This window comes from Dulcicalothrix desertica PCC 7102 (genome assembly GCF_003991905.1).
Taxonomy (GTDB): Bacteria; Cyanobacteriota; Cyanobacteriia; order Cyanobacteriales; family Nostocaceae; genus Dulcicalothrix; species Dulcicalothrix desertica.
Genome location: NZ_RSCL01000009.1, coordinates 84,671 through 107,383 on the forward strand (window position 1 = coordinate 84,671; position 22,713 = coordinate 107,383).

Consider the following 22,713-nt stretch of genomic DNA (forward strand, 5'->3'; position numbering starts at 1 on the left):
TTTAAAGCGGCTCTTCCGTTCTTAGCCTGAAATTTTTCGCTCTCCTGTATGGAAACAAGTTTAAAATCCACACAAAGGTAGATTTTTTAAAACTTACTAAGGTATAAAATATTACAAATTTAAACAAAAGGCGAAATAGTTACGACTTTGGACAGTAACGAAGTAGACGGCGCTTTCATGCGCGAACCGACACACACGAGCAGTATTGAGATAGAGGATGTCATCTTACTTAATAGATGTTGGTAACTTTATTGACTTAGACTAGTAAGTACTTAGGTAGTATTTGATGCGACATTTTGAAGTGCGGAATGTGGGATTTAACGATATTTAAGGCGGAGAAGGTTGATTTTCATTCTTGTCTGGAAGAATACTGGGTATTGCCATAAAAATTAACATTTATAAAGTACTTTTTTGAGATTTAATTTTCTTCCTCTTCGTTAATAAAATTCCCAATCCAAAAGTCAGGCTAGTTCCCAAAATAGTAGCTGGTTCCGAAACAGAGACTCTGGCTACTACAGGATACAAAAATTGGCGACCAGCATAATCATCATTAATCAAAGGAGTCAGATTACTCAGAGGATTGCCTTCGCTTATACCTAGTCCACGAGATTCCATAAGGATATTTACACCGATTGTGCTAATTCCTGGGTCTGTGTCAGGAACAGTGAACAACGAAAAAGGTGAGTTAGCTGGATTGAGCGGATCAATTAATTGAGCGATGGGATTGGTCAATGTAGCTAATGCGGTTGCACTACTTGTGCCATCATAGTTGTCATCAATGAATCCACCAGGATTAATATCTCCTTCAACATCTCCCAAGCCGAGCGCATGACCTATCTCATGGGTTAGCAACCGTCGGAAAATATCAAGTGAGTATACTGTTTCTGGATTGTTATTCAATGTGATATCCGCCCCCGATATAGCGCGCGAGCCTGTATAGTTAGCTGTTTTGGAAGTGAGAGTTACCGTATCAAAAATGTCATTGAAAAAAGTTTCGCCTCGCGCTCCGCTATCTCCAGGATTCCAAAAAAATGCATCTTGTGACGCTAACAAGTCAATTTCGGCGCCGTTTGAATTTACGCCACCATTACCCGTACCTAAAACAGGTGTTCCTAAATCAGGAAAAAATGTTAAATCAGTACCCAGCTTAGAAACAGGGTCAACCACCGTCCAGGCGTTGAAAGCGGTTTCAATCGAATTTTGAAAATTAGAAATACTAGGAATTACATCCCAAGTAAACAAGTCTCGGAATGCTTCATAAGAACCACCTTGTAGCGAATATCGAAGCCCACCATCCAAAGACCGCTCATTCCCATTGATAATTCTTGGCGCCGCATCCCACCTAGAGCCGCCTTCAAGTGTATTACCAACTCGGTTGAAAATTACAAAGGCTTCGGAGTTTAGCGGATTAGCAGTTTCAATCGTTGTATAGCTTATAATCGTACCTAATATTGCTGCTGCTAGTTTTTGTATATTAAACATGCTAATAAATTTAAAACTTAGTGAATTTGATTTTAATTAATTAGTTGAGATTATGATAATATCTTCTAATCAAAAAGATTAAATTATGTATATTTAATCAGCGATACGTGAATAAAAAAGTTTTGTGTTTAACCTTTTGAGCTTACTTTAACTAGGTAACTATTTGAACTATTTTTCGTAGTTGATTAAGTATTATGTTTAAAATTAATAAATTTTACAATAAAGTTTTTACAAATTTTATATAAATTTTAGATAAAGTCTAAGTTCGGCGCCTCGTAATGATTATTTGCACTCACCAAAATTGTAGCTATTTTTAAAAGCTTTAGTACAGGAGGTTGTAAATTCCACAAACTATATGCTTTTACTATGGGTTCGTATTACTATCACGCTATGGAGCGCTTATTACAAAGGCGCCACTCCAGAACCGCTTGCCTTCAGAGTATATGTTTAAGTATCTAAGTACGTAAATATTTGAATATTTAAACTTACAAAACGCTTGCAATTAAGCATTCCGCTTCATATTGTGTCTTGAACATATTTTCTGAAGGGCGCCGACTGGTTGTATAAATAAAACAATTAAGTATTATGATATTTTACCTATATACTTTTATATACAATAGTACAAAAAAAGTATATTGTTATGATGCTGATTTGAGTAATGCTACAAACTCAACTCTAGAAAAATTTAAAACGGCTAAAAATTGGCAGAAAGCCAAGTATGACTCAGAATCACGGAAATGGTTGGGTTTGCCAGATGAAAATGTATCAGCTAGCTAGAAGCGGCGCCTGCATAAGTTGATTTTTACGCGCGTGAATTACTTGAGAAGGTCTCAAATCATCGTTATGAGAGTCTGTAACAATAGAAAAAATAGGAGTTGTTGTTTTAAATTGGCGCCAAAAACGATTAATTGTACTGTTAAAGTTTGAACAAAGAATTCCACTTTGCTATGGAGAAGTTAACAAATGATTAATAGTCAGCACTTTCTATTTGATATCTCAATTTCAGTGTTAGCAATAGCAATAATTGTCCACACAGTAGATGAAGCCTGGTTTGGTGCAGAGCAAAAAGCCTTATCAGACTGGCGAACGTTCATTTTTAATCGCGCGCTTTTCTTAGATAATTTGCCTATTTTTATATCTGTAATTGGCGCCGCTTTGGCTGGTTGGCAATGGGGGATTGTAGGAGGAATTTTACCAGCAATTGGAGTGACTCATACCTTACTAGATCACTTAGGATTGAGTTGGAAAACCCAAAAACTTCGACCTGGCAGTTGGACGGGACTATTACTGTTATTGCCCCTTAGTCTTGGATTCTATGCTTTGAGCTATACTGATCGCATTCTGACATTCCACGAACTTCTTATTAGTAGTGCGATTGGATTAGCGATATCAATTTGGCTACTTTGGATGACTAAGCAAGAATTAGTTAAACATCCTTAAATAAATTTTTAACACCCCGAATTACAACGACATTTTTTAAACTAGTCAATGAAAATCTTAGAGACTAAGCGACTCCTTCTTAGATACCTGGTGCCATCGGATATCAATAGCTTATGGGCACTGTATCGCGATCCCGAAGTAAGTCAATATATCCCGGACGCTCCTCGGACATACTCAGAAGCCAAGGAAGAACTCGAATGGTTTCAGAATGGACATCCCAAGCACCCTCAGTTAGGACTCTGGGCAACCATTTACAAAGAAAGTGGTAAGCTCATTGGTCGGTGTGGCTTGCTTCCTTGGACGATTGATGGGCAACCAGAAATTGAGGTGGCGTATTTGATTGCTAAAGCTTATTGGGGTCAAGGGTTGGGAACCGAGGCGGCGAGAGCTATCCTTGATTATGGCTTCGACAAGTTGCACTTACCCCGCTTGATCTGCTTGATTGATCAAGACAATCTGGCTTCCGCGACTGTTGCCAAACATATCGGTATGGCATTTGAAAAAGAATGGAAGCATGATTTGGGAGCTTTTTTATTGTATTCAAGAAGTAAGGAGCCTAATCCGGGGCATTGATTAAACGAATGCAAAACTTTGTCGAACTTGTCGCAGCCGAGAGTCTGACCGTCGCGCGCAAGCCCGTCGAGTTCCAGCACGAAGGCATTGCTAAAAAACGTAACCAACTAGCTATAAATAAATGATGCTCATTATACGGCGCCTATTAATAAGTATTTAGATATTTAGGTATCGCGCGTATTTATAAGATTGGCGCCTTTAATACTGTTAAGCAGCGATTTCGTCTTTGATGAAAATATATTATTACTATTATCACGAAGTGGCGCCGATTTAAAAATCTTAATCAATAGAGTTAAGATAACGGTATTGTAATTTACCATTAGTTAAAACAATAGTCGATGCTCTAAAAAAGGCGCCTGTCATAGAGTGCCAGCAATTGTATATTTATTTTTAGCTAGTTATTTAGTTAAATAAAAAGAAGGTTTGTATGGATAAATTTCCTTGCCCATGTTGTGGCAATCTAACCCTAGAAGAAAATCGTACTGGTTCATTTGAGATTTGCCCAGTCTGTTTTTGGGAAAACGACAACATTCAATTTGAAAACCCAGATTATGAAGGAGGAGCAAATATTGTTAGCTTAAATCAAGCACGCCAGAACTACAAAGAATTTGGCGCTAATGACACAAGGGATATTGTTTATGTTCGACCGACTTATAGTAGCGAGATTCTCTCAACTGAAGAAGGGCGCCTCTAACCTCTAAATACTTAAATACTTGGATACTTGTAAATATTGGTATTGGCACCAACGGAGTATGGTAAAATAGTCAATAAAATGAAAATAAATAGTTAAACCCAAAAAGAATATTTATCGCGGACATGTAATTAAAAAAATTGGTAGTGGTAAAAAAGTAGTATTTATAGCAGTTATTAACGGAAAAGAATGGGCTACCATGATTGAATCTGATTTGAAAAAAAAGATAGATGAAGAAATAGAGCCATAGCAATTGAGTTATCAGATGGCGCCGTTCCTGACCTTTAGGTAGAAGCAAATCGATTTAACATGCCACTCGGAAGTAGCTGGCGAGTTCACTGTTTATGCCAAAGTACATGGTTTTGAGATAACTTTAGAAATGCATGTGAGCCAAGGCGCCATCTGGTTGGTGTAGTCTTAGTAGTTTAGTATTAGTGAGTGGCGCCAGTTTCTGCATTGTTGTTATGGGCGCCTGATGGACAAGGACAACCAAGAACGACGTTTTAGCATCAGGACTTTAAGACTAGGGTGTTTACTTTGCGGGAAATGGGCGCCCACTCATTTCATACAGTTTTTGTGTCGAAAATAAAAGCTCTATAATTTTTATTTGATAAGCTTTTAGCGCTAGTATCATAAAACATGTATTATGCATGAGTGAAAATTGCCCAAAAACCATCAAAGTTAACAGCCTACTTTAAAGCTGATAAACGGCGCCTGTTCATAAGTACCGTCATGGTTTAAGTATCGCACGTATTTATAAGACTGGCGCCATTAATACTATTAAGCAGCGATTTCCAGAAGATTTTCTTCTTCGGAAATAGCTGTCAACTTGATGTTCGTTCTACCTATCTTGAGGGAAAATTCATCCCCTGGCTTCAAACCTAACTGTTTTGTGTAAGTAGAACCTCGACGCAAGGCGCCGTTAGACTGCACCGCAATTCGGTAGCTAGCACTACGTCCGCGACTACTCTCGTTTGAACGACTATCAAATGATATCTCTTCATAGTCAAGTAGAGCATTGAGGAATTTCATCATGTTAACTCGCTCGGCGCCGTTTTTATCAACGCTATAGTAGCCGCACGCTTTAGCTTTCTGTTCTTTGCTACTATTCGCCATTTCTTTGACTTTATCAGTTAATGCCTTACCTTCTAGAGCCTCAATTTTTTTAGCTTCTTTAGCTGGCTCCTCCTTAACTTCGGGCTTAATTGGTTTTACTTTTTGGGCAGGCGCCTCACTTTCAGGGGGTTTACTTTGTTTAGTTTCTTTAGCTGATGCCTTGGGTTCAGAGGACTTCGTTATTTTCTTTCTTGCCATATTGACACGGTTCGGTTGCGTAATTTTTTAGACTTTGATGGAATTAATTTATTGTATAAAGAATATTTACTCTATGGCAATAATTATTTACTTTGAGTGGCGCCTGTTTTTTGCTAATCTAATCAGGAACACCAATAATTTCGTAGTTGGCATTTTTATAGGAATTCGCGGCGCCATTTAGCTTCGATAGCTTAACCGCATAATATTTTAGCGCTACGGTAAACAGAGATACATGTACATACATTAGTTTATAGGCACCAATTTTTGTACCGTTGAAAGAAGGCGCCTCATGGTTCATATTTCTTTACAATACTAACTTTTTTACACTTTGCTCTCAAACAAATGAGCTAACTTTAACTGTGATTAAAGGCGCCAATACCAACACCAACAACCCAATAGGTAAGAAACCACCGTGTAGTACATCGTAATCTGATAATATTCTTTGCCAAGAGTATTTAAAAACAAGGCGCCCTAAAACAATCTCAAATGTTACAGTAAGACTCAGCCACAGTAGACCAACACCAAGTAACTGATAAATATTAGCTGCATGAAGCCAGCGTACAAACAGTGCAGCGATAAACAGTATTATAACGGCGCCTGTAAATACTGAAACTTGCCGTGCTGTAAAGTCACCGACTAGTGGCGCCAAAAATAATGTTCGTGCGGCGCCGTGTAATGTTTCTGCGAGTATAATAAAAAACCAGATAATAAGCGCTTTTAAGTAAATCATTAACGAATTCCCAATACTTTAACGCGCGTGAGTGGCACCTATCTTTTCTTTTTCTTAGTCACTAATGACCTAGAAATTGCAAATCCCTCAAAGCACGAGCTAAAGAGGGAATTTTGGTATTGGGTCTTTTGACTGCTAGGTTAAATTATTTGCTTTCTCAACTGCTTGCTTTAACTCTTCAAAGGTAATGCTACCGTCTTCGCCCAAACCGTACCGTGCTAGTAACTCCTGGGGGCTACTGGTATTTGTTTCTGATGAGATGATTGCACTTAAGCCAGGACTTAAAAAAAGCTCATTAATGGACACTTTGCCGTCTTGATCGCGATCTAAGTTATTAAAAAGAGATTGAAGCTCTTGCTCGTTTGCCATAACTTTCTATCTGAATTTTTCAATTAAATATCTTATTAATATCTCATTAATATCTCAAAATTAAATAAACTTATATCCTTAGACGTAGAAACGGGTATCGCTGGGGCTATTAGGCTAGACCGTGCCCTTTAGGGAATTTAGGTTACGCGCTCGGTTTGGATAAAAAAGCTGAATCCTTTACGTAGTAAGTTTTTTAATGCCTCACAACCATCAAAGAAAATTTGGGGCGCTAGGATACTTACATAGTAAGCGTGGTGAGTAGCTCCAAGCCTGTGATGGACAGGTGTAGTTGGCCAAAGCTAAATAATAAAGGGCTTTTTTATGGATAAATTTCTTTGTCCGTGTTGTGAAAATCTAACTCTAGAAGAAGATCGTATTGGTTCATTTGAAATTTGCCCAGTCTGTTTTTGGGAAAACGATAACATTCAATTTGACGACCCAGATTATGAAGGAGGAGCAAACAAAGTTAGCTTGAATCAAGCACGTCAGAATTACAAAAAATTTGGCGCCCACAACAGGAATGCCACCAGCAACTCCACATAAGGCGCCTCCTCCCATCATCAATGTCAATTCTTCTCTGGCTTGGTCACGGCAGTATGTTGTCATAATATCCCCTGTATAGTTTTTAACTGAGAATGATTATTCTATACAGTTAGGATACCCAGGTCTAGAACGAAACTAACGGAGCGGCGCCTGCATAAATTGATTTTTACGCGCGTGAATTATTTAATCCGTGTCTCAAATCATCTTTATGAGAGTTTGTCATGCTAGAAAAAGCAGTATCCAATCATGATTCCTATGGTCAACTCGATCAAAAGCCGAAAGAGCTAATTATTATCCGTCCCGATGCAGAAACGCTCAACAGCCAAAGTTTGCCTGGTTTTGTTGGTATTTGTTCAAGTACAACAGGCGCTCTTAGTATTGCAATGTATTTAGCTATTATTCCTCCAGGTGGAATTGCCGAACCACATTACCACCCGGAGCATGAAACAGCTATTTACCTGTTAAAGGGTCGAGTCGAAATCCGTTATGGGGAAGGACTCAAGCAATGCCAAGTGTGTGAAGCTGGAGATTTTATTTTTACTCCCCCCGGTGTTCCCCATCAACCTCGGAATTTGAGTGCAACAGAACCTGTTTATGTATTAGCTGCACGTAACGACCCAGACCAAAAGGAGAAAGTTGTACCCTATGACCCAACGTTAATATAAGATTTTTCCTCTCCAGAGCGCAATTTTTTAGTTTTAAGTGAAAAAATTTCACTCTTCCCAACCTAGAAATACCTGAAGTACTCCGTATTCAGGTAAATTTGTCACAAGAAATTTGGCAACCTCACCACCCTTAAGCAGAACATAACATTTCGCCTTGTTGCCAGCTTTAACTTGATCTACCATCATTAAGTGTCCCACTCCTCTATAAGGTTCATATTGATAGTTACCATTTTCTTGAGGAATCTTTTCAATTATTCCAACTTCAACCCCACTTTCGAGGTTAAACTCTATACTCTGACTATTTACCACGTTCCTGCCTTCTCCTTTTATCCGTTGTTCTCTTGGCGGCACCTATAATTTGTAAGTATTGTAGGTGTTGGCGCCATGCGAGTAATGATAATTAAATAATATCGAAGCGTTTCACAAATTTTGCAGTTTCAGGTGTTGGGCGGAGTGACTGACCATTGGAGAGAAAAGTAAGACGATGAAATTTAGGTTTGGGAAGATTTCCTACACATTGTTCACCATTGGGTCTTTTCGCACCTTTGCGTTCTCTTGCTTCGCTAACTTTAACAACAAGGTCGTCCTGACCGTCTTTATTTACATCTTGTAAGGTAAAATCTTTTATTTCTACTGCGTAGTAAGGAGGTCTACAACTTCCTGTATTGGAAGCAACTTTTACTAATTGAGATTTATTAATTTTGGCGCCACTAAAATCAATTGCGTCTAACCAAGACATCACATAGCCTCCTTGAGTATAAGAACCTTCACAAACAAGTCTGGGGCGCCCGTTGTTAGACGCTTTTAGACAGCGCTCAGAACGTAATCCTGGTTCATAGTGTACAAATGACCAACCTTCGTTAGTACTACGCAGTAAAACGCTTCCTCCCCAGTTGTACGCATGAGGCTCGCAGCCCTCTAAATCTACAAATGCTTCTTTAGCACCGGATTTTGTAAAACTACCGTACACAACAGAAGCGATAACTGGTGTACTATTACCACTTGTCCAAGATGGGCATTGATTACACGTACCTTCTGCATTAATATTATCGGCGCCACAGATTCCCTCCAAAAGTGCAAGCGCTTCTTGTTGTGATGGCATAACGCTGTGCTTACTTGGTTCTGCTAAAGATGGGTTAATAATTACAGTCTGCGCGCTCAGAAGTAACGATGTTAGTAAGAAAGAGTTAATATGTTTGCGTAATTTCATCTTTTAATCCTTGATTATTGATATTGTTTACAAATAGTTGTGTTAAGCAGTTTCTGGTCTAGACTGTTGTCTAGAATCAATATTTTGAATGGGTGTCCAAGATTCTTTTTTTTCTAACGCTGTTGTATGTGTTGTTTGGAGAATGTCCCCTGTAATTTTTAAAGCCATCTTACCGTTTGCTGGTATAAGGACATTACCCCAGACTCGCGCGGGTGAACCTGTGATTTCAGTCACATTATTATTTGCACGCATTTTTATAACCTTTATTGCATAACCTGATCTTCTCAATATTGAGTATTCCCAAAATATTTAGTAAAATTAATACATAAATTCGAGTTATTTACTTAAAGTACATTGGTAGCAGTAGTTTTGGAGAAGCGAGCGGCGCATGAAGGAATGTGAAGTGGCGCCTGTTTAAATAGGTTAAAATTTGCTTTCTATAAAAGATTTGATTTCACTCACAGTTTTGTGGCTGTCAATCATTGCTTGCACAGGCGCCACTTTATTCCTGGGTACAGAAAGCGAGCGTCCCTTCCAGTCACCATTTTCTAGAACCTCATACGAATAACCCCAGTACCAGTGTTCTAATTTCAAAGGGTCACGCTCACCTGCAACGCGCGGGTACGAAGCAATAACACCAGACTTCAGGGTTTTATCTTTAATGTATTTGTACAGGCGCCCACTAGCTGATTTTTTTTCTAGAGAAAATGGTGTCTTTTCCACTAGAACCGTTTCTCTAGAAATTTCTGGATCATCTTTTAGAACTTTTATAAAATCTCTTATTACTGCAACAGGTGTACTAGTATCTATCATTTGTCGCACTGCGTGAACCTTTTGTCTAGAAACACTCAAAGACTTAGATTTCCAACTTCCACCAACGAGTATTTTATAGTTGTAACCCCAATACCAGTGATTTAGACTGTCTGGGTCACGGGCGCCTTCCACACGCGGATAAGATGCGACGATACCCGATTTAAGTTTGTTGTTCTTCAGATACCGATATAAACTACCACTCGGACTCGATGCAACCTCTATATGTGTTGTTTCTTGCGCCTCGGACGGTTCTAGATTTTTTTCTAGAGAAAATCCCACTTTATCCACTAGTACACTTTCTCTAGAAGTTTTTGCTTCATCCGCTAGAACTTTTTCAAGAACAGGGAGGAGAACAGTTCCGTATTCTTCAAATACTTCCCTGAACCTATCTTGGTTATTGCCCCAATAAACTAGTACATAAGACTGATTTGCAGGCGCCGTTGGTAAATAGTCAGCATCTAAAAACTGGATTTTGCCCTTCCAAAAACATACAGGTTGAATAGCTAACAATTCTGACAACCAATCTGTATCAGTGGCAGCCGCGACCACTGCAATTGCTTCTGTGACTCTGCCTGACTGAATTTCTTCTCGTAACTTTCTTATCCATAATTCAGGACATTCTTGTGGTGGGTTGATAAACAGGCGCCCGTTCCACTTTTTCTGCAACCCGTCCGAGGCAGCAGTGTAGTGTTGAAGCGCAGGTATTCGTTTACCATCGTCTGCACATGGGTCTAGATCAATGGTGCCTAACACTTGAATTACCAACTCTATAAGGTGAGGCGGGGTATTGTAGACACCTTCACCTACTTGTTTTCTTGAAGTCGAGTATTTCCCACCCGACTCTCTAACTTTGTAAGTTGATGCAAAATTACCCTCTATGACAATAGAAGGCACCTGCGCGGTTTTATATTGATTGTAAATTTGAGGCTGTTTCATAGCATTGTTTCACCCTGACTTAATCACTATGATTCCCAGAAGTAAGTTTTTGAATGCGATACTAGAAAGTAAGCTTTATATATATTTTGTTCACTCAGCGTGAATATAGTTAATTATCAGTGAATCTAGGTAACAAGTCAACAATGCTCATAAATCAATGTTTTGACGAAACTCTAAAAAAATATGGTATTACAGGCGCCGTATTGTCACGTCATATCGGCATAAGCCCTTCACATGTGTCCCAGTTCAGGAATGGTAAGGGCAGTGCCGTATCTCATACAATCTTGGAGCAGATGTTACAAGCGATGGAAGAACTGGCACCTGGTTCGAGATTCTATTTTTGCTTGTTGCTTGCTGGTAAAAACCCGGCTGAATTTATGGCTGGTCATTCAAATATTGATTTACACTCACTGGTAGCATTGGCAACACCTGCCCAGAAAGCTGAGATTCTGGTTATGATTGCCAGTTGGGTTTCGTCAAGTAAAGAAGAACCACGTCATAGCGCTCAGGAACTTAAATTAGCTAGTTAATTTATAGTAGTGATTTGTGGCTGGTACTCAAGCGCCCGTGTTAGATAACAGATTGGATTGGAGGTGGCATATCTATATATATGGGCGCTTGTTACAAGAGCTTGTATTGAAGCATTTAGGAATGTAAATCAACAGTAGGAGTAATATATGCTTACGGTTGGCACCGTCCATTACGTGTTCATATTTTTATTTTACCAAAGTTTTTTCATGTTTTTTTTATAATAGTGAAGTTTTCATAAAATTATACTGTACACCACATCATATATTTCTAACTTTGTTACATTCATCAAAGGAATATCTTATTCTACAAGTGTGGGGTAGATAATTTTGTATAGAGACGTGAGTGTAAACTATACAATGTTTTGTCCTACAGAAGTACAATTAAAAATTTCTATTTTTATCCACGAATTTCGTTTCCTGAAATTCTTTCATTCAAAGCAACTCTGCTTGGCTAGACAATAATTTTTTCTAGTCAGTTTACTAGCTTCAATCGAATTTTTACACTGACTGACTGACTTACTTCATTAATTTAAAAGTCTAGCTACAAATATATGAAAGCAACTCAAAAAGGATTGATTGTATTAATTCCTTACAGTACTGGTCAGGATTACGACTCAGAAAATGAATATGATTTTTGGGATAGCCATAAGCATGGCTCTGTAGAATACTCTTCTGAAAGAAAAGGAAACTTTAATGCTAAGTTTGAGCCAGACTTTTTAAACAAGGACTATTTAAACACAAAGCAGTATGAAGAGGATTATGATTATCGTTGTGATGATTGCTCTGCTCCATTTGAGTTTCCAAAAGTACTATTAAATCCTAATACTGGTAAATTGCAGTGGGCTATTCTTAGTTTCGTTGGCAATAGTGGTCAATGGATTGTTACCCCGAATGAGGATAACTCTACACAATTTGCTTATCTCCCAGTATTTGTAGATACTGATCGTACAATAATTGCTTTAAGAGCAGTATCAAATGAGAATATTTCAGGTAGCAAACCATTAGTAGAAGAAGCATTTGAAATTCCAGACCCTGGTGATTGTTTCTGTTACGCAAATCAGGATGAGTATGATGTTTTAACTATCGAGCAGATGATAGATAGCTTAGAATCAAATACTAGTCAATATATACTACCAGTATTTGATGACATGGGAGATAGTGATGATATGTGGAAGCAATTTAAAGATTGGTGCAAGCGTAGGCTTAACTATAAATTGAAGTATAAAAAAAAATAAGTATAAGTAGATGTTATGCGTTCAACGTAGAGACTTAAAGCTTCGGCAGCACGTTGTTTTTTACGTGATTTGAGTAATAAGATTTTTCCGATTAAAAGTATCATATATTGAAATTTAATTTACAGTAAAGGAAATAAACAAATGAATTTATGGAATATACAAGGTTTTCCAAAGCGTGATTGGAAACATGTTGATGTGTATGATATTGCAGAGGGTGATCCAGAGGCGCCTCTACATAAATGTGAAGCGTGTGGTAGAGAGGAAGTTCGTTACGTTCACGAATTAGAACATGATTTATGGGATGAAGCTATAGAGGTAGGATGTATTTGTGCAGGTAGACTGACTGGGGATATTGAAGAAGCTAAACTTCTTGAAAAAGAAACAAGGAACAGAACTGGTCGCCGTAATAATTGGCTTCAACGCAAATGGAAAAAGTCAGGGAAAGGAAATTTATATTTAAAATTTAGACATAGAGGCGTTAGGTATCATATTGTTGTTTTTCAATCAAAATATGGGCAGTGGAACTTTCGCGCAACTCTTGAGGCGCCTGGATATCTACTTGATGACCCTAGCCCATTTGCACCAGTTAATCCCTTAGCTGGTGGTTTTAAGACTAAAAAATATAATGGCACTAAATGGCACAAAACTCTTGCTCAAGCACAAATTGCTGCTTTTGATGCTTTCTTTTAGGTATAAAAAATTATCAGTAGCTTGTGGAAGGCACCAGTATTCCGTACAGATGTATTGCCCAGTGGAGAATTGGAAACGTATCTATATGGCGCCTGTTACGTTCTTTATGTAACGTAAGAATTTTTACAAGTAGCTTTGACAGCAGATGCAAGTTTATCAAATGATATTCCATAAAGGTTTAACAGTTTCTCGGTTTAGAAAATATTTAACGTTGGGATTGCTCGTCCCTGTTCCCAGTTACAGTTACGGACTGTGCCATATGAAACACCTACATACGCAGCGACTTCCTCTGCCCTCAAGGAATTAAGGTGCCTTAATTCTTTTAAAGTCATATATATATAAACTAATAATATATTTATAAGCGTGATTGTATAAGCTGAATATTTTTTATTTTTGTAGAGACTTTTCATCATTGTTTAACATTGTTAATATTCTTGTAAAGATAGGTTATTATCGAAACAAAGTCTCACTGTATTTCGTTACATTTATTAAAGTATATTTTATTTTTCTATGTAGATGGATTGTGAAAGAAAAAAATTTAAACTTGGTAGAAATACCGCATCAGAGTCAAGTTGTAGAAGTTCGTGATTTATCTGGAAAACTAAGAGTATTTGGTGCATGGTACTTATGGCAGGCTGTATGTGGTATTGCCCTTAGCCTTTATTTAGCAAGTACAGGTATTTATATTAAAAAAGGTAATTATCCAGATATAGAATTAGTTTTACGAGGAACAATAGCAGCCGTTATTATGAAATTTAGAATGGATGTAAAAGCTCGTAAACGGTGGATTGAAAAACATGAAAGGTAAAACAATATTTGTAATAAGTGCCTGTTCTAATATTCGCTGCAACTATTACTTATACAAAGCATAAGCCTGTGATTTGCGCTTTTGTTTTGGAATGACACCATTTGTTTATAAGCTATGGAACCAAAATTATAGTTCATCGTATATTCATTTAATAATTAGTTATAATCTATACTGAAAATGAAACATTTATTAGTACTAGTGTTATCTCTCACTTTATCAATAGTTTCTATTCCTCAAGCAAAAGCAAACAATTTCGTTATCGTAGCGGGAACTACAAAAAACGGTAGTCGGTTAATGTTTGCTCCTAGTAGCGTAAACATTAAGTTTCCGCAGAATCCGAAAGAACCAATGTTAGGAGATTACAACAGATATTTTAATTACGCTGTTCTACGTAAAGATGGTTCGCAGTCTATTAATCTCGGAGCTTCCACTCATTGGTGTCGAAACGGTAGAGTAGAAGTAGACGGCAGGGCAGTAGACCAACAAAGCTTTTTCTTTATGAAAATATATAACAACATTGATGTCATGAAGAATCCCGGATGGTTCACTGACAATGGTTATATTTTTGCCGACTCACCCGCATCAATGAACATGTTGAAGGCTGTTTGTGCTGCGAAACATATGCCTGCTCAGGGTATCTTCGATTAATTTAGAGTCATCGTGCCCCAAAACAAGAAAATTGTACGTTAAGGAAGATTTTCAGAGTCTCAAATCCTTACTGTGCTATATTTACAGACGCTACTTAATTTAGTTTTTTGATTATTGGGGTAAATAATGGTTTTAAAACTAACTTGCTCTTAAATGGCGCCATTTATGCAAGTCTAAGGTATTTCAGTCGGTCTAGAGCGGCGCCTGTACTCTCAACCAACACCTGCACCTGGCGCCTGTCCTAAGATATTTTTAAAAAATGGAAATTAATTATCCAACTAATCTAAAAGCTATTAGTATACATGCACCATTCGCATATGCTATCTGCCTTGGCTTGAAAAGGGAAGAATATAGGACACAACCGACCAAACGTAGAGGTTGGGTGCTGGTACATGCGTCTTTATCAAAAGCCAGTGATGAGTATTTTACTACTTACAACATTAATCCAAGTACGGTAAAACGAGGAGCAATCATCGGCGCCGTTAAAATAAATGGATGTACAGGTAGTGTTGGTAATTGGGCATATCAATTAGATACTCCAGTTTTGTTTGAGCAGCCAATTGAAGAAGTGAAAGGAAAACAGGCTATATTTTGGGGCGCCAATAGTCAAGAACTACAGTTCGCTTTTACTTTGGCATCACAGCAGATTGCAAAGTTTTTGAATACAAAAGAACTATCTTAAAGTGGCGCCATTTTGGTGCAAAACACTCGGAATTAAATAACTCACAACTTGGGTTATTATTTTAAAGTATACTAGATTCCAAATGGGTTCTATATTACGAGTAGCTAGCGAGGATAAAATTTTAAATATGGCTTTTGAGCAAATCGAAGCATTTTTAAAGAAAATGCAGTCTGAACCTGAACTTAAAAACGAGGTACTCGCAGCACCAACCGCAGATGATGTTGCGCGAATAGCACTAAAACTTGGTTTTGAATTTTCAGGTGATGAATTATTGAGAATGTCAGGTAAGAAAGTTGGCAGTATTACTGTTATAAAAACTGATCTTCCTGGAGAGTACAACTAGGGGTCACGCGAGAATTTTTGAAGAGGGCACTTATGAACAATTGAATGCGGATTCAGACCCTAACCTTCATGTCCCTACGCACGGGAAATTGTCGGCGCCGTGTAGACTACCTGCACGCTTTGGCGCTAAAACTTATGCGTACTTAAATATTTAAGTATCTGAGTATCTATAAATATTGGGCGCCTGCAAGCAGAAGCTTAACAACATTAGTCATCACCATTTCCCAGCGTCCATCCGTAATTAGGAAAGTCTTTTAATCTAATCGCGTCCAGGTATTCTCCGGTAGTTAAAACATAATCGTAATATTTATACTTATTATCTGTTTCATCTAAATCGATAACCTTATCTAATGTACTTGTAAGCAAGCGTTCAATCAACCATGACTTAGAAGAAGAAAAGTCACGCTTTAACCCTAAATAAATGGCACCACATACAGCTTCAAACATTTCTGCAAAAAGCTTTCCTTGCCTATTTACATTACTTCCTTTTAAACTTTCACCTAATAAGCAATATTGATGTAAGTTGATTTTACGAGCAAACTCAGATAATTTTACTTTATTTACCAGTTGTTGTTTAAGTTGAGTTAGTTCGCCTTCTGTTAAATCTAAGTATTGTTCATATAAATAATCAGTAACAACGGCGCCAATTATGGCATCTCCCAAGTGAGCTAGGCGCCTGTACTCTTTTTCCTGTAAATCTTTTTTCTCTCTATCTATATTTGATTCATACAAATATGACGGATGCATCAAACTAACTTCTATCAGTTCTTTATCCAAACCTGATATGTTAAGGATTCTTAAAAATGCTTGAATCTCCTGCTCACGCTTAATACTAGAATTATTTGGTAGTACCATTGTTTTAAAGATATTTAGCTATGAATTATAAACGGCGCCTGAAAGCAAACTTTAAGTAGCGGGAACACAATTAGTACACAGGTATCTTGATTAGTCTACACTCACATTAGCTACAAAGGGATGACTTTTTAATCCGGGAAAACACACAAAATTTATATTGAAGTTCTAGAACGGCGCCTGTATTAAGCACCATTCTCAAGAAGTATCTATATATGGGCGCCTGCCACAGAACAGCAATCAAGCTTTAAGATTAAAGTGTCTTTGTAATAATAATCTGAGTAAACAGGCGCCATGTAACGACGCGGGTTTATGAACGTCGGCGCCAATTCACTGATTGCTAACTAATTGTGGCGCCAGTATTACAAAATCAACACTCAACCCTTTAATGCGTGGTTAATAGTTAAGAGTATTGTTTGTAAATTAACTCGCTTTGATAGATCGAGTTTGTCAAACGGCGCCTATATATGATGAAGCGATTCAGGGAACTATATATATAACGCGCGTACATTCGAGGCATTATATGATTATTTTCTCTCAAGTCAATGTTTTTTCAGGAAATACAGGCACCAGTGGTATAGGCATTATTTATGTAATTGCTGGTCTTACTTATCTGATATTTTGCCTCAACAAGTTTAATCAACGCACAGCCTCTACTTTGGATATAGCGCAATTGGTAATTGGTGCATCTGCACTGTTACTAAACGGTTTTATAATGATATTTCAAGGCTGGCGCCTGAATGTGGGTTTCAAGAAAGCACAGTTTTTGATGTTATTGTTCGTTGGTTGCTTGGCGACTAAGGATATTTTGAGACAACCATGAGTTTAGCGTATGTGTTTCTCAATATGGGAACGGCGCCTATGTTAGTACAAGTGATTTATATGGAGATGCGCTTGTCTTGGAGAATGGAAAGCGTATCTATATATATGATATATGTCTGAGGAAACAAGAAATACAAGTGCTGGAGTAAGCAATTGCCTGAATACAAAATTAGACCTTGGATACACGCAAATTTATTGAAAAAGCACAACTTTTCATGTCGTTGCTTGAATACTCGCGCAAAAGAACAACAAATCAACACGTAGTGTTTTATATTAAACCTGACCAATAGGCGCCGATTAATAGTTCAGTTAAGTCTAAAAGACACACGCTCACAAATTTTTCGTTATTTCATCAAAATTTTACGAATAAAATTACATAACTTTAAGTTAAATATACGGGATGCGAAAATACATTTATTATCCTGGTATATATGTATATGTTTTACTAAGCGCTTTTGAGTTGCTGTATCAATTCTTAATTATTTAAGGATTGTAAACTATTTACACAGCTTCGTTTTCACTTTACAAGCACTTTTCTTAATACGCTGTTCATTAGCATATTTTGAGAAGAAAAATTTTACAAGATTTTTTGGCTACAGCACAAAATTGGGTTTATTTGAATTTAAACACACCAGGATGAACACCCTTTCCGAGTTACGACAAACTGCCTCTTTGCTATTTTCACCACTTTTGTAGTAATTCCCGTACCACTATTGTATTATCTGAGCTTGTAACCTATAATCAAAACAGGTTACAAAAAGTCAATATTTTAGCTGAAGCACGAAAATTGTTGCGTGATTCAGCGCTTGCTACGCTGTCACCCAAAAGAAATACACAGGGTCAACAACAATGATAAGTAACTCAGAGCTATCGGAATCGAATGGACATGTTTATCTAGCAGAACCAGTAATAGATGATGTAGGTCAAGAGAACCAACAGAATTTAAAGCTAGGGCAAACCTCTATTGGTAAATTAATTAGCCTACCTGGTAGCAGTTCGCCAAGTTTTGTAAGTATGCATGTACGTTTGCATCCATCTTCTGAAAGTCCACAACCAGGTTCTTGGCTAGCGGTAGAAGCTACTAATAGCCAAGGACAAAAACTACTGATTTTGACTACAGTGATAAATACTTGGGAGCATAATCCTCATGAAGATGCTCAAGGTTCTACTGTTGCAGAAGTGATACCTTTTCCCACAACATATGCACCGGAAGGGGAATCAACTGTTATATATCGTATTGCTGAAGTCGAGCCAGTTGAAGAAGCTGTTATTAATGAATACGGCAAGATCGATTCTGTACAGAAGGTCAGCACTTTACCGCGCGCTGGGGCATCGGTTTATATAGCAGATGCAAATTTGATAACCTCTGCTTTGGGTTTAGAAAGCAACCCTCAAATGGGTTTAGAACTAGGTGATGCTTATACAACAGGAGAGCAGCAAATATCAATTACTCTCAATCGCTCTGTTATTCAACGACATATTTTTATTGGTGGAGGTATCGGTTCTGGAAAAAGTTACACGCGCGGTGTAATTGCGGAAGAGCTTCATATGCTTGGTGTGCCGCAAATAAATATTGACCCGAACGGTGAAATGGTTGAAGCGACAAAGCAACTTGGTGGCATTAACTTGGTTCCTGGTAAAGATGGTTTTACTCTTCCTTTAAGCGCGCTTACTCCTGACGATGTGATTGATGCTATACCTGGTATGCGCTCAGGGACAAACTATGAGACGCTGATTCGCTATGCACATGAAACGTTACTTAAAGAAAAGACTTTATCTCGTGGCGAGCATTTTACAGTAAGCGACCTGGTAAAAAAAATTGAAGAAGTGGCGCCTGAACTGGATATGAAAGATGGTAGAACATTAAAGCCAGCAATGTTAAGGGCAAGCAATTTAGAGAAGATTCCGTATATAGGTGAGCCTTACAATTGGGGAGATTACATTCAACCAGGAATAATAATCAATATTGACTGTAGAGGACTATTAGTTTCTGATTTACGTTTAATTGTGGCATCCGTAGCTCGTGACCTACAACGTCTATCTCGTAAAGAAAATAATCTGTTTGTCGCTTTTAGTATTGATGAATTTCACTTAGTTGCTCCAAATGATGATAGATCTGTAACAACACAAGTGCTACGTGAAATAGCCCGTATAGGTAGACACTACAAAATAGGTCTGATTCTAACTACCCAATCTCCACAAGACGTAGACCGTTCAATTTTGAAACGTTTGCTGACACGTTTTCTACATTCGATTGAGCCAGATCAACTAGATGCATTGCGGAGCGTTTTCTCTGATGCATCTGAAGCTTTGATTAAATCATTACCTAAATTACCTCAAGGTGTATGCATTCTTACAGGTGTGTATGAAACTGTACGTCATGCGGTAGTCATAGATATTCGCAAGCGTCACACTACTCATGGTGGCAAAACACCGGATATCTGGAGCGATTTTGAAAGCAAAGGTTGGTCAACTAAACGTCAAATTGAATTAAATTCTGGAGGAACGTTCGATGCATAGTGAAGCAGTTGGAAAACCAGACGTACCAAAACGTGAGGTTGCTATTATTAAATTCCTTAGAGAAAACCCAGAAGGTTCTACGGCAAGTAATATTCATCAAGAGGTTAGCAAACGCCTTGGTGACACCATTAGTCGTCCAGCTTATTACAAGTTACTAGACCGTTTGGTAGCAACTGGTAAAATTGAACAATCAGAGGCGGGAGGTACTCGGCGTTATTTCTTGCTGCCACAACTCCATGCCACAAATCGTCTAACATTAGACGATGTATATGAGATGCTGCCATTTGTGGAATCGTCAGAAACGATGGCACGAGCGATTGAAGCACAACGATACTTTTTTGAGCATCGTGAAACTGTAATTAGAGAAGCTGCTCAAGCTCTACTTGAGGAGCCAGCCGCCAACTTGTTCTTTCTTTGGATTCAACATTTGATACAAATGTTGGAAGCTGATTTAAAAAGCTATCGACATTTTGAGAAAAGTGGTACTTGTGTTGGTCAAGCTGTTTTTGTAGACAATTCCTTAGAACGGCGCCTGCAATCACAATGTGACACTTTACGAGATTTGCTTTATCGGCAACTTAGTATTCCTAGAAATATTGTAGATATACCTGAATGGAATGGTGGATTATATGGTTTAAAGCAAGAAGCAAAGGTTAATTACAATTGGGATGATTTTAAACGCATTCTTGAAAGGCGTGTGTTTGGCGTTGGTGAAAAACGCACTGTACTCGGTCTTATTACAGTTACATCAGAAGCATTAGCAACAGCAAAACAGGAGCATGTAATTTCGGGTAGTGATGGCAGCTTTCATGCAGGCACTTTAGGGATACGTACAGCTAAGGGTTACGTAGAAGACGAATCCTTTGTTGTAACTTTCAACAATGGGGTTGCTTATATACGCTCTTCTGAGAGAATAAATCAGCAACGAGGACAGAAAAAATTTATACATTCTGCTCCCATTACCCGACAAACGCTTGATGACCCAGCCTACAAAGGAATGGTACTGGCGCCGTTTATGTTTCCAACGCTAACTGACTCAGAATATGAGCATATGGCTAAGGCTGCTACAGATGTGGTGCAATGGAGAGTGGACGACGAAGTTTTCAATGGAAAAGCACGAGATGTAATTACTGGCGAGCAAATCGTAACTCCCCGTATACATATACGCGATGGTACTATAACACCTCAAGAACGTTACTTTAGCCATTATTACCGCATGGATCCCTACGGTGATATTGTGCGCGAAGGTATTGGTCGTAGTCGAAGTATTTTGGAGCGAATTCGCTCTACTCCGATTGAAAACTCTCGTGCCAAGCCACAAATATATGCTGGCTCTGTGAAGTCTACCCAAAATCGTTTATTTTGCCGTTTACTGAATTGGTACATAGTCTTAGGCTCAAAATTGACACGTGGTCAAGCAATAGCACCTAATTGGGATATTTCCCAAGGGGTTTACATTTCTGACACTGACGCAATGACTTCATTATTTGCTTCAATGCCGCTTCCCCCTAACCCAAAGCAGTCTTCATGGGCTTCTTGCGCTGTTTTACGCGAATTTCCCTCTCTGACTAATTTTTTTGATACAAAATTAAGTCAAGGTAATGGATGGTTTGAATTATTACTTGCCCATAGAAAAAAAGAGTTAGAGGAATATGAAAAGTATCGTGGTAATTTACCTTATCATGCCATAATTAGTGAAGAAGAGCTAGCAAATGATTCTTATCTATACTTGCTAGAAAATGCTGATTACGTATCGTTTTACATAGGTCATACTAGCGGAAACCCAGCACCAAAAATTCCACGCTATGAGTTTTTATGCTCACTACGCCAGCATACGTCTCTAGATGGCGACTCGCAACCAGCTTTAAATTTTGTTCAAAGCACTGTACAGCAATTAGTTACTGGATTATTTACTTGTGAATTTCAACTTGATCGTGACCATAACTATATGAGTAACCTCAATATAGTTAAAATAATTCCTTCGGTTGTTTATCAAGCTCATGAATTCGCTAAAACACTTGGTAAAAAGCTCGAAAGTGACTTTAAATCAATCGTAGTGGCTAAGTTGGCTCAACGTCGTAATCAAACGATTGATGAACGTGATGTTGATATTAACCCTATTAACGTCACTCGCTATTTACAGCGTTTTAATGTTGCGCGTCAAGCTCTACCTCCATCGTCCGACGAAAATAAAACTCGTTAGGCATGTAACTCAAAACTAACCAAAGAACGTTTTACAGCATAAATCCGTTTCAGTTCTTCAGTACTAAGCATTACTCTAAAATATTTCAGTATAGTACTGAAGAATTGCCTAAACCTCTACTGCATACTCTAATATCATGTCTGGTTGATTGCCCACAATGTAGAGACGCTACATGTAACATCAGGACAAGGATTTTATTACGGTTACGCTACCGGACATGATATAGCAGGCGCCTGTACAAGTAAACCAACTTATTTTACTAACTAAATGAATATATGCCTATTAAATAAAGTTTGTGTACAACAATACTGAAATTTGAGATTCAGTGGCACCATGTACATCGAACGACAAAAGTAATACATTTGTTCAAAAAAGAAATTATCTTATGTATCTAAGTACTATCGATTTGCGCGTAGCTTTAACCTGAAAATTATCAATAATAATGGAACAAGATTATTTAAGTTTCGTCCTGATAAAGGTATAAAGCACATGTAATCAAACTTTAATTACAGTAAGATACATTTTAACAAGTATTATAATAAAATTGCCCTATTAAGTTTTTGGTTTCGTATCAATTGTAGTAATGTAATATTACTAATTAATTTTTCAGACAAT

General features: G+C 37.9%; 28 protein-coding genes. 17 read left to right on the plus strand and 11 right to left on the minus strand.

What is annotated here, in order from left to right:
• Positions 1-396 precede the first annotated feature (396 nt).
• On the minus strand, positions 397-1,482 hold the full coding sequence (locus DSM106972_RS19655; protein WP_127082302.1) for a zinc metalloprotease: 1,086 nt from the start codon (positions 1,480-1,482) through the stop codon (positions 397-399).
• A gap of 585 nt (positions 1,483-2,067) precedes the next feature.
• Here DSM106972_RS19655 and DSM106972_RS19660 point away from each other — a divergent pair.
• From DSM106972_RS19660 to DSM106972_RS19675, 4 genes are all read left to right on the plus strand, one after another.
• Entirely contained in the window at positions 2,068-2,259 is a 192-nt protein-coding gene (locus DSM106972_RS19660; protein WP_127082303.1) for a hypothetical protein, read from the plus strand.
• A gap of 186 nt (positions 2,260-2,445) precedes the next feature.
• A complete protein-coding gene (locus DSM106972_RS19665; RefSeq protein ID WP_127082304.1) occupies positions 2,446-2,922 on the plus strand; it encodes an HXXEE domain-containing protein in 477 nt (158 codons plus the stop codon).
• Positions 2,923-2,970: 48 nt separating this feature from the next.
• Positions 2,971-3,495 (plus strand): GNAT family N-acetyltransferase, encoded by a 525-nt coding sequence (locus DSM106972_RS19670; protein WP_127082305.1) that lies wholly within the window; start codon positions 2,971-2,973, stop codon positions 3,493-3,495.
• 427 nt (positions 3,496-3,922) lie between these two features.
• Positions 3,923-4,189, plus strand: coding sequence for a CPCC family cysteine-rich protein (locus tag DSM106972_RS19675; protein WP_127082306.1), 267 nt, complete (start codon positions 3,923-3,925; stop codon positions 4,187-4,189).
• Between the two features lie 777 nt (positions 4,190-4,966).
• Here the strand turns inward: DSM106972_RS19675 and DSM106972_RS19680 are convergent.
• The 4 genes from DSM106972_RS19680 to DSM106972_RS19695 all read right to left on the minus strand — a co-directional run bounded on the left by DSM106972_RS19680 (position 4,967) and on the right by DSM106972_RS19695 (position 6,599).
• Positions 4,967-5,392, minus strand: coding sequence for an AbrB/MazE/SpoVT family DNA-binding domain-containing protein (locus DSM106972_RS19680; protein ID WP_233786964.1), 426 nt, complete (start codon positions 5,390-5,392; stop codon positions 4,967-4,969).
• A 226-nt stretch (positions 5,393-5,618) separates the two neighbouring features.
• Entirely contained in the window at positions 5,619-5,798 is a 180-nt protein-coding gene (locus tag DSM106972_RS19685; protein WP_127082308.1) for a hypothetical protein, read from the minus strand.
• Positions 5,799-5,834: 36 nt separating this feature from the next.
• Positions 5,835-6,230 carry a hypothetical protein gene (locus DSM106972_RS19690; RefSeq protein WP_127082309.1) on the minus strand — a complete coding sequence of 132 codons (396 nt, stop codon included), beginning with the start codon at positions 6,228-6,230 and terminating at the stop codon, positions 5,835-5,837.
• Positions 6,231-6,365: 135 nt separating this feature from the next.
• Entirely contained in the window at positions 6,366-6,599 is a 234-nt protein-coding gene (locus DSM106972_RS19695) for an EF-hand domain-containing protein (protein WP_127082310.1), read from the minus strand.
• 321 nt (positions 6,600-6,920) lie between these two features.
• Here DSM106972_RS19695 and DSM106972_RS55830 point away from each other — a divergent pair, with 321 nt between their 5' ends.
• Entirely contained in the window at positions 6,921-7,142 is a 222-nt protein-coding gene (locus DSM106972_RS55830; protein ID WP_127082311.1) for a CPCC family cysteine-rich protein, read from the plus strand.
• Between the two features lie 221 nt (positions 7,143-7,363).
• On the plus strand, positions 7,364-7,807 hold the full coding sequence (locus DSM106972_RS19705; protein WP_127082312.1) for a cupin domain-containing protein: 444 nt from the start codon (positions 7,364-7,366) through the stop codon (positions 7,805-7,807).
• 48 nt (positions 7,808-7,855) lie between these two features.
• On the opposite strand, the gene DSM106972_RS19710 is transcribed toward DSM106972_RS19705, so the two are convergent.
• From DSM106972_RS19710 to DSM106972_RS52570, 4 genes are all read right to left on the minus strand, one after another.
• On the minus strand, positions 7,856-8,116 hold the full coding sequence (locus tag DSM106972_RS19710) for a hypothetical protein (RefSeq protein WP_127082313.1): 261 nt from the start codon (positions 8,114-8,116) through the stop codon (positions 7,856-7,858).
• Between the two features lie 91 nt (positions 8,117-8,207).
• A complete protein-coding gene (locus DSM106972_RS19715; RefSeq protein ID WP_127082314.1) occupies positions 8,208-9,017 on the minus strand; it encodes a hypothetical protein in 810 nt (269 codons plus the stop codon).
• A 42-nt stretch (positions 9,018-9,059) separates the two neighbouring features.
• Complete coding sequence (locus DSM106972_RS19720; protein WP_127082315.1) at positions 9,060-9,269, minus strand: hypothetical protein; 210 nt, start codon at positions 9,267-9,269, stop codon at positions 9,060-9,062.
• Between the two features lie 171 nt (positions 9,270-9,440).
• Positions 9,441-10,766 carry a DNA N-6-adenine-methyltransferase gene (locus DSM106972_RS52570; protein WP_201800752.1) on the minus strand — a complete coding sequence of 442 codons (1,326 nt, stop codon included), beginning with the start codon at positions 10,764-10,766 and terminating at the stop codon, positions 9,441-9,443.
• Between the two features lie 143 nt (positions 10,767-10,909).
• On the opposite strand from DSM106972_RS52570, the gene DSM106972_RS19735 reads away from it, so the two are divergent.
• From DSM106972_RS19735 to DSM106972_RS19745, 3 genes are all read left to right on the plus strand, one after another.
• Positions 10,910-11,296, plus strand: coding sequence for a helix-turn-helix domain-containing protein (locus DSM106972_RS19735; protein WP_127082316.1), 387 nt, complete (start codon positions 10,910-10,912; stop codon positions 11,294-11,296).
• 551 nt (positions 11,297-11,847) lie between these two features.
• Positions 11,848-12,531 carry a hypothetical protein gene (locus tag DSM106972_RS19740; RefSeq protein WP_127082317.1) on the plus strand — a complete coding sequence of 228 codons (684 nt, stop codon included), beginning with the start codon at positions 11,848-11,850 and terminating at the stop codon, positions 12,529-12,531.
• A gap of 141 nt (positions 12,532-12,672) precedes the next feature.
• The gene (locus DSM106972_RS19745; RefSeq protein ID WP_127082318.1) at positions 12,673-13,221 is read left to right on the plus strand and encodes a hypothetical protein; all 549 of its coding nucleotides are present in this window, start codon (positions 12,673-12,675) and stop codon (positions 13,219-13,221) included.
• Positions 13,222-13,415: 194 nt separating this feature from the next.
• Here the strand turns inward: DSM106972_RS19745 and DSM106972_RS53605 are convergent, their stop codons facing one another.
• Complete coding sequence (locus tag DSM106972_RS53605) at positions 13,416-13,553, minus strand: helix-turn-helix domain-containing protein (protein ID WP_186538298.1); 138 nt, start codon at positions 13,551-13,553, stop codon at positions 13,416-13,418.
• A gap of 191 nt (positions 13,554-13,744) precedes the next feature.
• On the opposite strand from DSM106972_RS53605, the gene DSM106972_RS19750 reads away from it, so the two are divergent.
• From DSM106972_RS19750 to DSM106972_RS19765, 4 genes are all read left to right on the plus strand, one after another.
• On the plus strand, positions 13,745-14,029 hold the full coding sequence (locus DSM106972_RS19750; protein WP_127082319.1) for a hypothetical protein: 285 nt from the start codon (positions 13,745-13,747) through the stop codon (positions 14,027-14,029).
• A 177-nt stretch (positions 14,030-14,206) separates the two neighbouring features.
• Positions 14,207-14,677 carry a hypothetical protein gene (locus DSM106972_RS19755; RefSeq protein ID WP_127082320.1) on the plus strand — a complete coding sequence of 157 codons (471 nt, stop codon included), beginning with the start codon at positions 14,207-14,209 and terminating at the stop codon, positions 14,675-14,677.
• A 259-nt stretch (positions 14,678-14,936) separates the two neighbouring features.
• The gene (locus tag DSM106972_RS19760) at positions 14,937-15,359 is read left to right on the plus strand and encodes an ASCH domain-containing protein (RefSeq protein WP_127082321.1); all 423 of its coding nucleotides are present in this window, start codon (positions 14,937-14,939) and stop codon (positions 15,357-15,359) included.
• Positions 15,360-15,441: 82 nt separating this feature from the next.
• A complete protein-coding gene (locus tag DSM106972_RS19765; RefSeq protein WP_201800753.1) occupies positions 15,442-15,702 on the plus strand; it encodes a Nif11-like leader peptide family natural product precursor in 261 nt (86 codons plus the stop codon).
• Positions 15,703-15,908: 206 nt separating this feature from the next.
• On the opposite strand, the gene DSM106972_RS19770 is transcribed toward DSM106972_RS19765, so the two are convergent.
• Positions 15,909-16,556 carry a ribonuclease III domain-containing protein gene (locus DSM106972_RS19770; protein WP_127082322.1) on the minus strand — a complete coding sequence of 216 codons (648 nt, stop codon included), beginning with the start codon at positions 16,554-16,556 and terminating at the stop codon, positions 15,909-15,911.
• 430 nt (positions 16,557-16,986) lie between these two features.
• Between DSM106972_RS19770 and DSM106972_RS19775 the strand changes: the two genes are divergently transcribed.
• From DSM106972_RS19775 to DSM106972_RS54940, 4 genes are all read left to right on the plus strand, one after another.
• Positions 16,987-17,376 (plus strand): hypothetical protein, encoded by a 390-nt coding sequence (locus tag DSM106972_RS19775; protein WP_127082323.1) that lies wholly within the window; start codon positions 16,987-16,989, stop codon positions 17,374-17,376.
• 848 nt (positions 17,377-18,224) lie between these two features.
• Positions 18,225-19,895, plus strand: coding sequence for an ATP-binding protein (locus tag DSM106972_RS19780; RefSeq protein WP_127082324.1), 1,671 nt, complete (start codon positions 18,225-18,227; stop codon positions 19,893-19,895).
• Complete coding sequence (locus DSM106972_RS19785; RefSeq protein WP_127082325.1) at positions 19,888-22,098, plus strand: IclR family transcriptional regulator; 2,211 nt, start codon at positions 19,888-19,890, stop codon at positions 22,096-22,098. Before DSM106972_RS19780 ends, DSM106972_RS19785 begins: the two co-directional genes overlap by 8 nt.
• Before the next feature lie 144 nt (positions 22,099-22,242).
• A complete protein-coding gene (locus DSM106972_RS54940) occupies positions 22,243-22,365 on the plus strand; it encodes a hypothetical protein (protein WP_267901135.1) in 123 nt (40 codons plus the stop codon).
• The last annotated feature ends 348 nt before the right edge of the window (positions 22,366-22,713 follow it).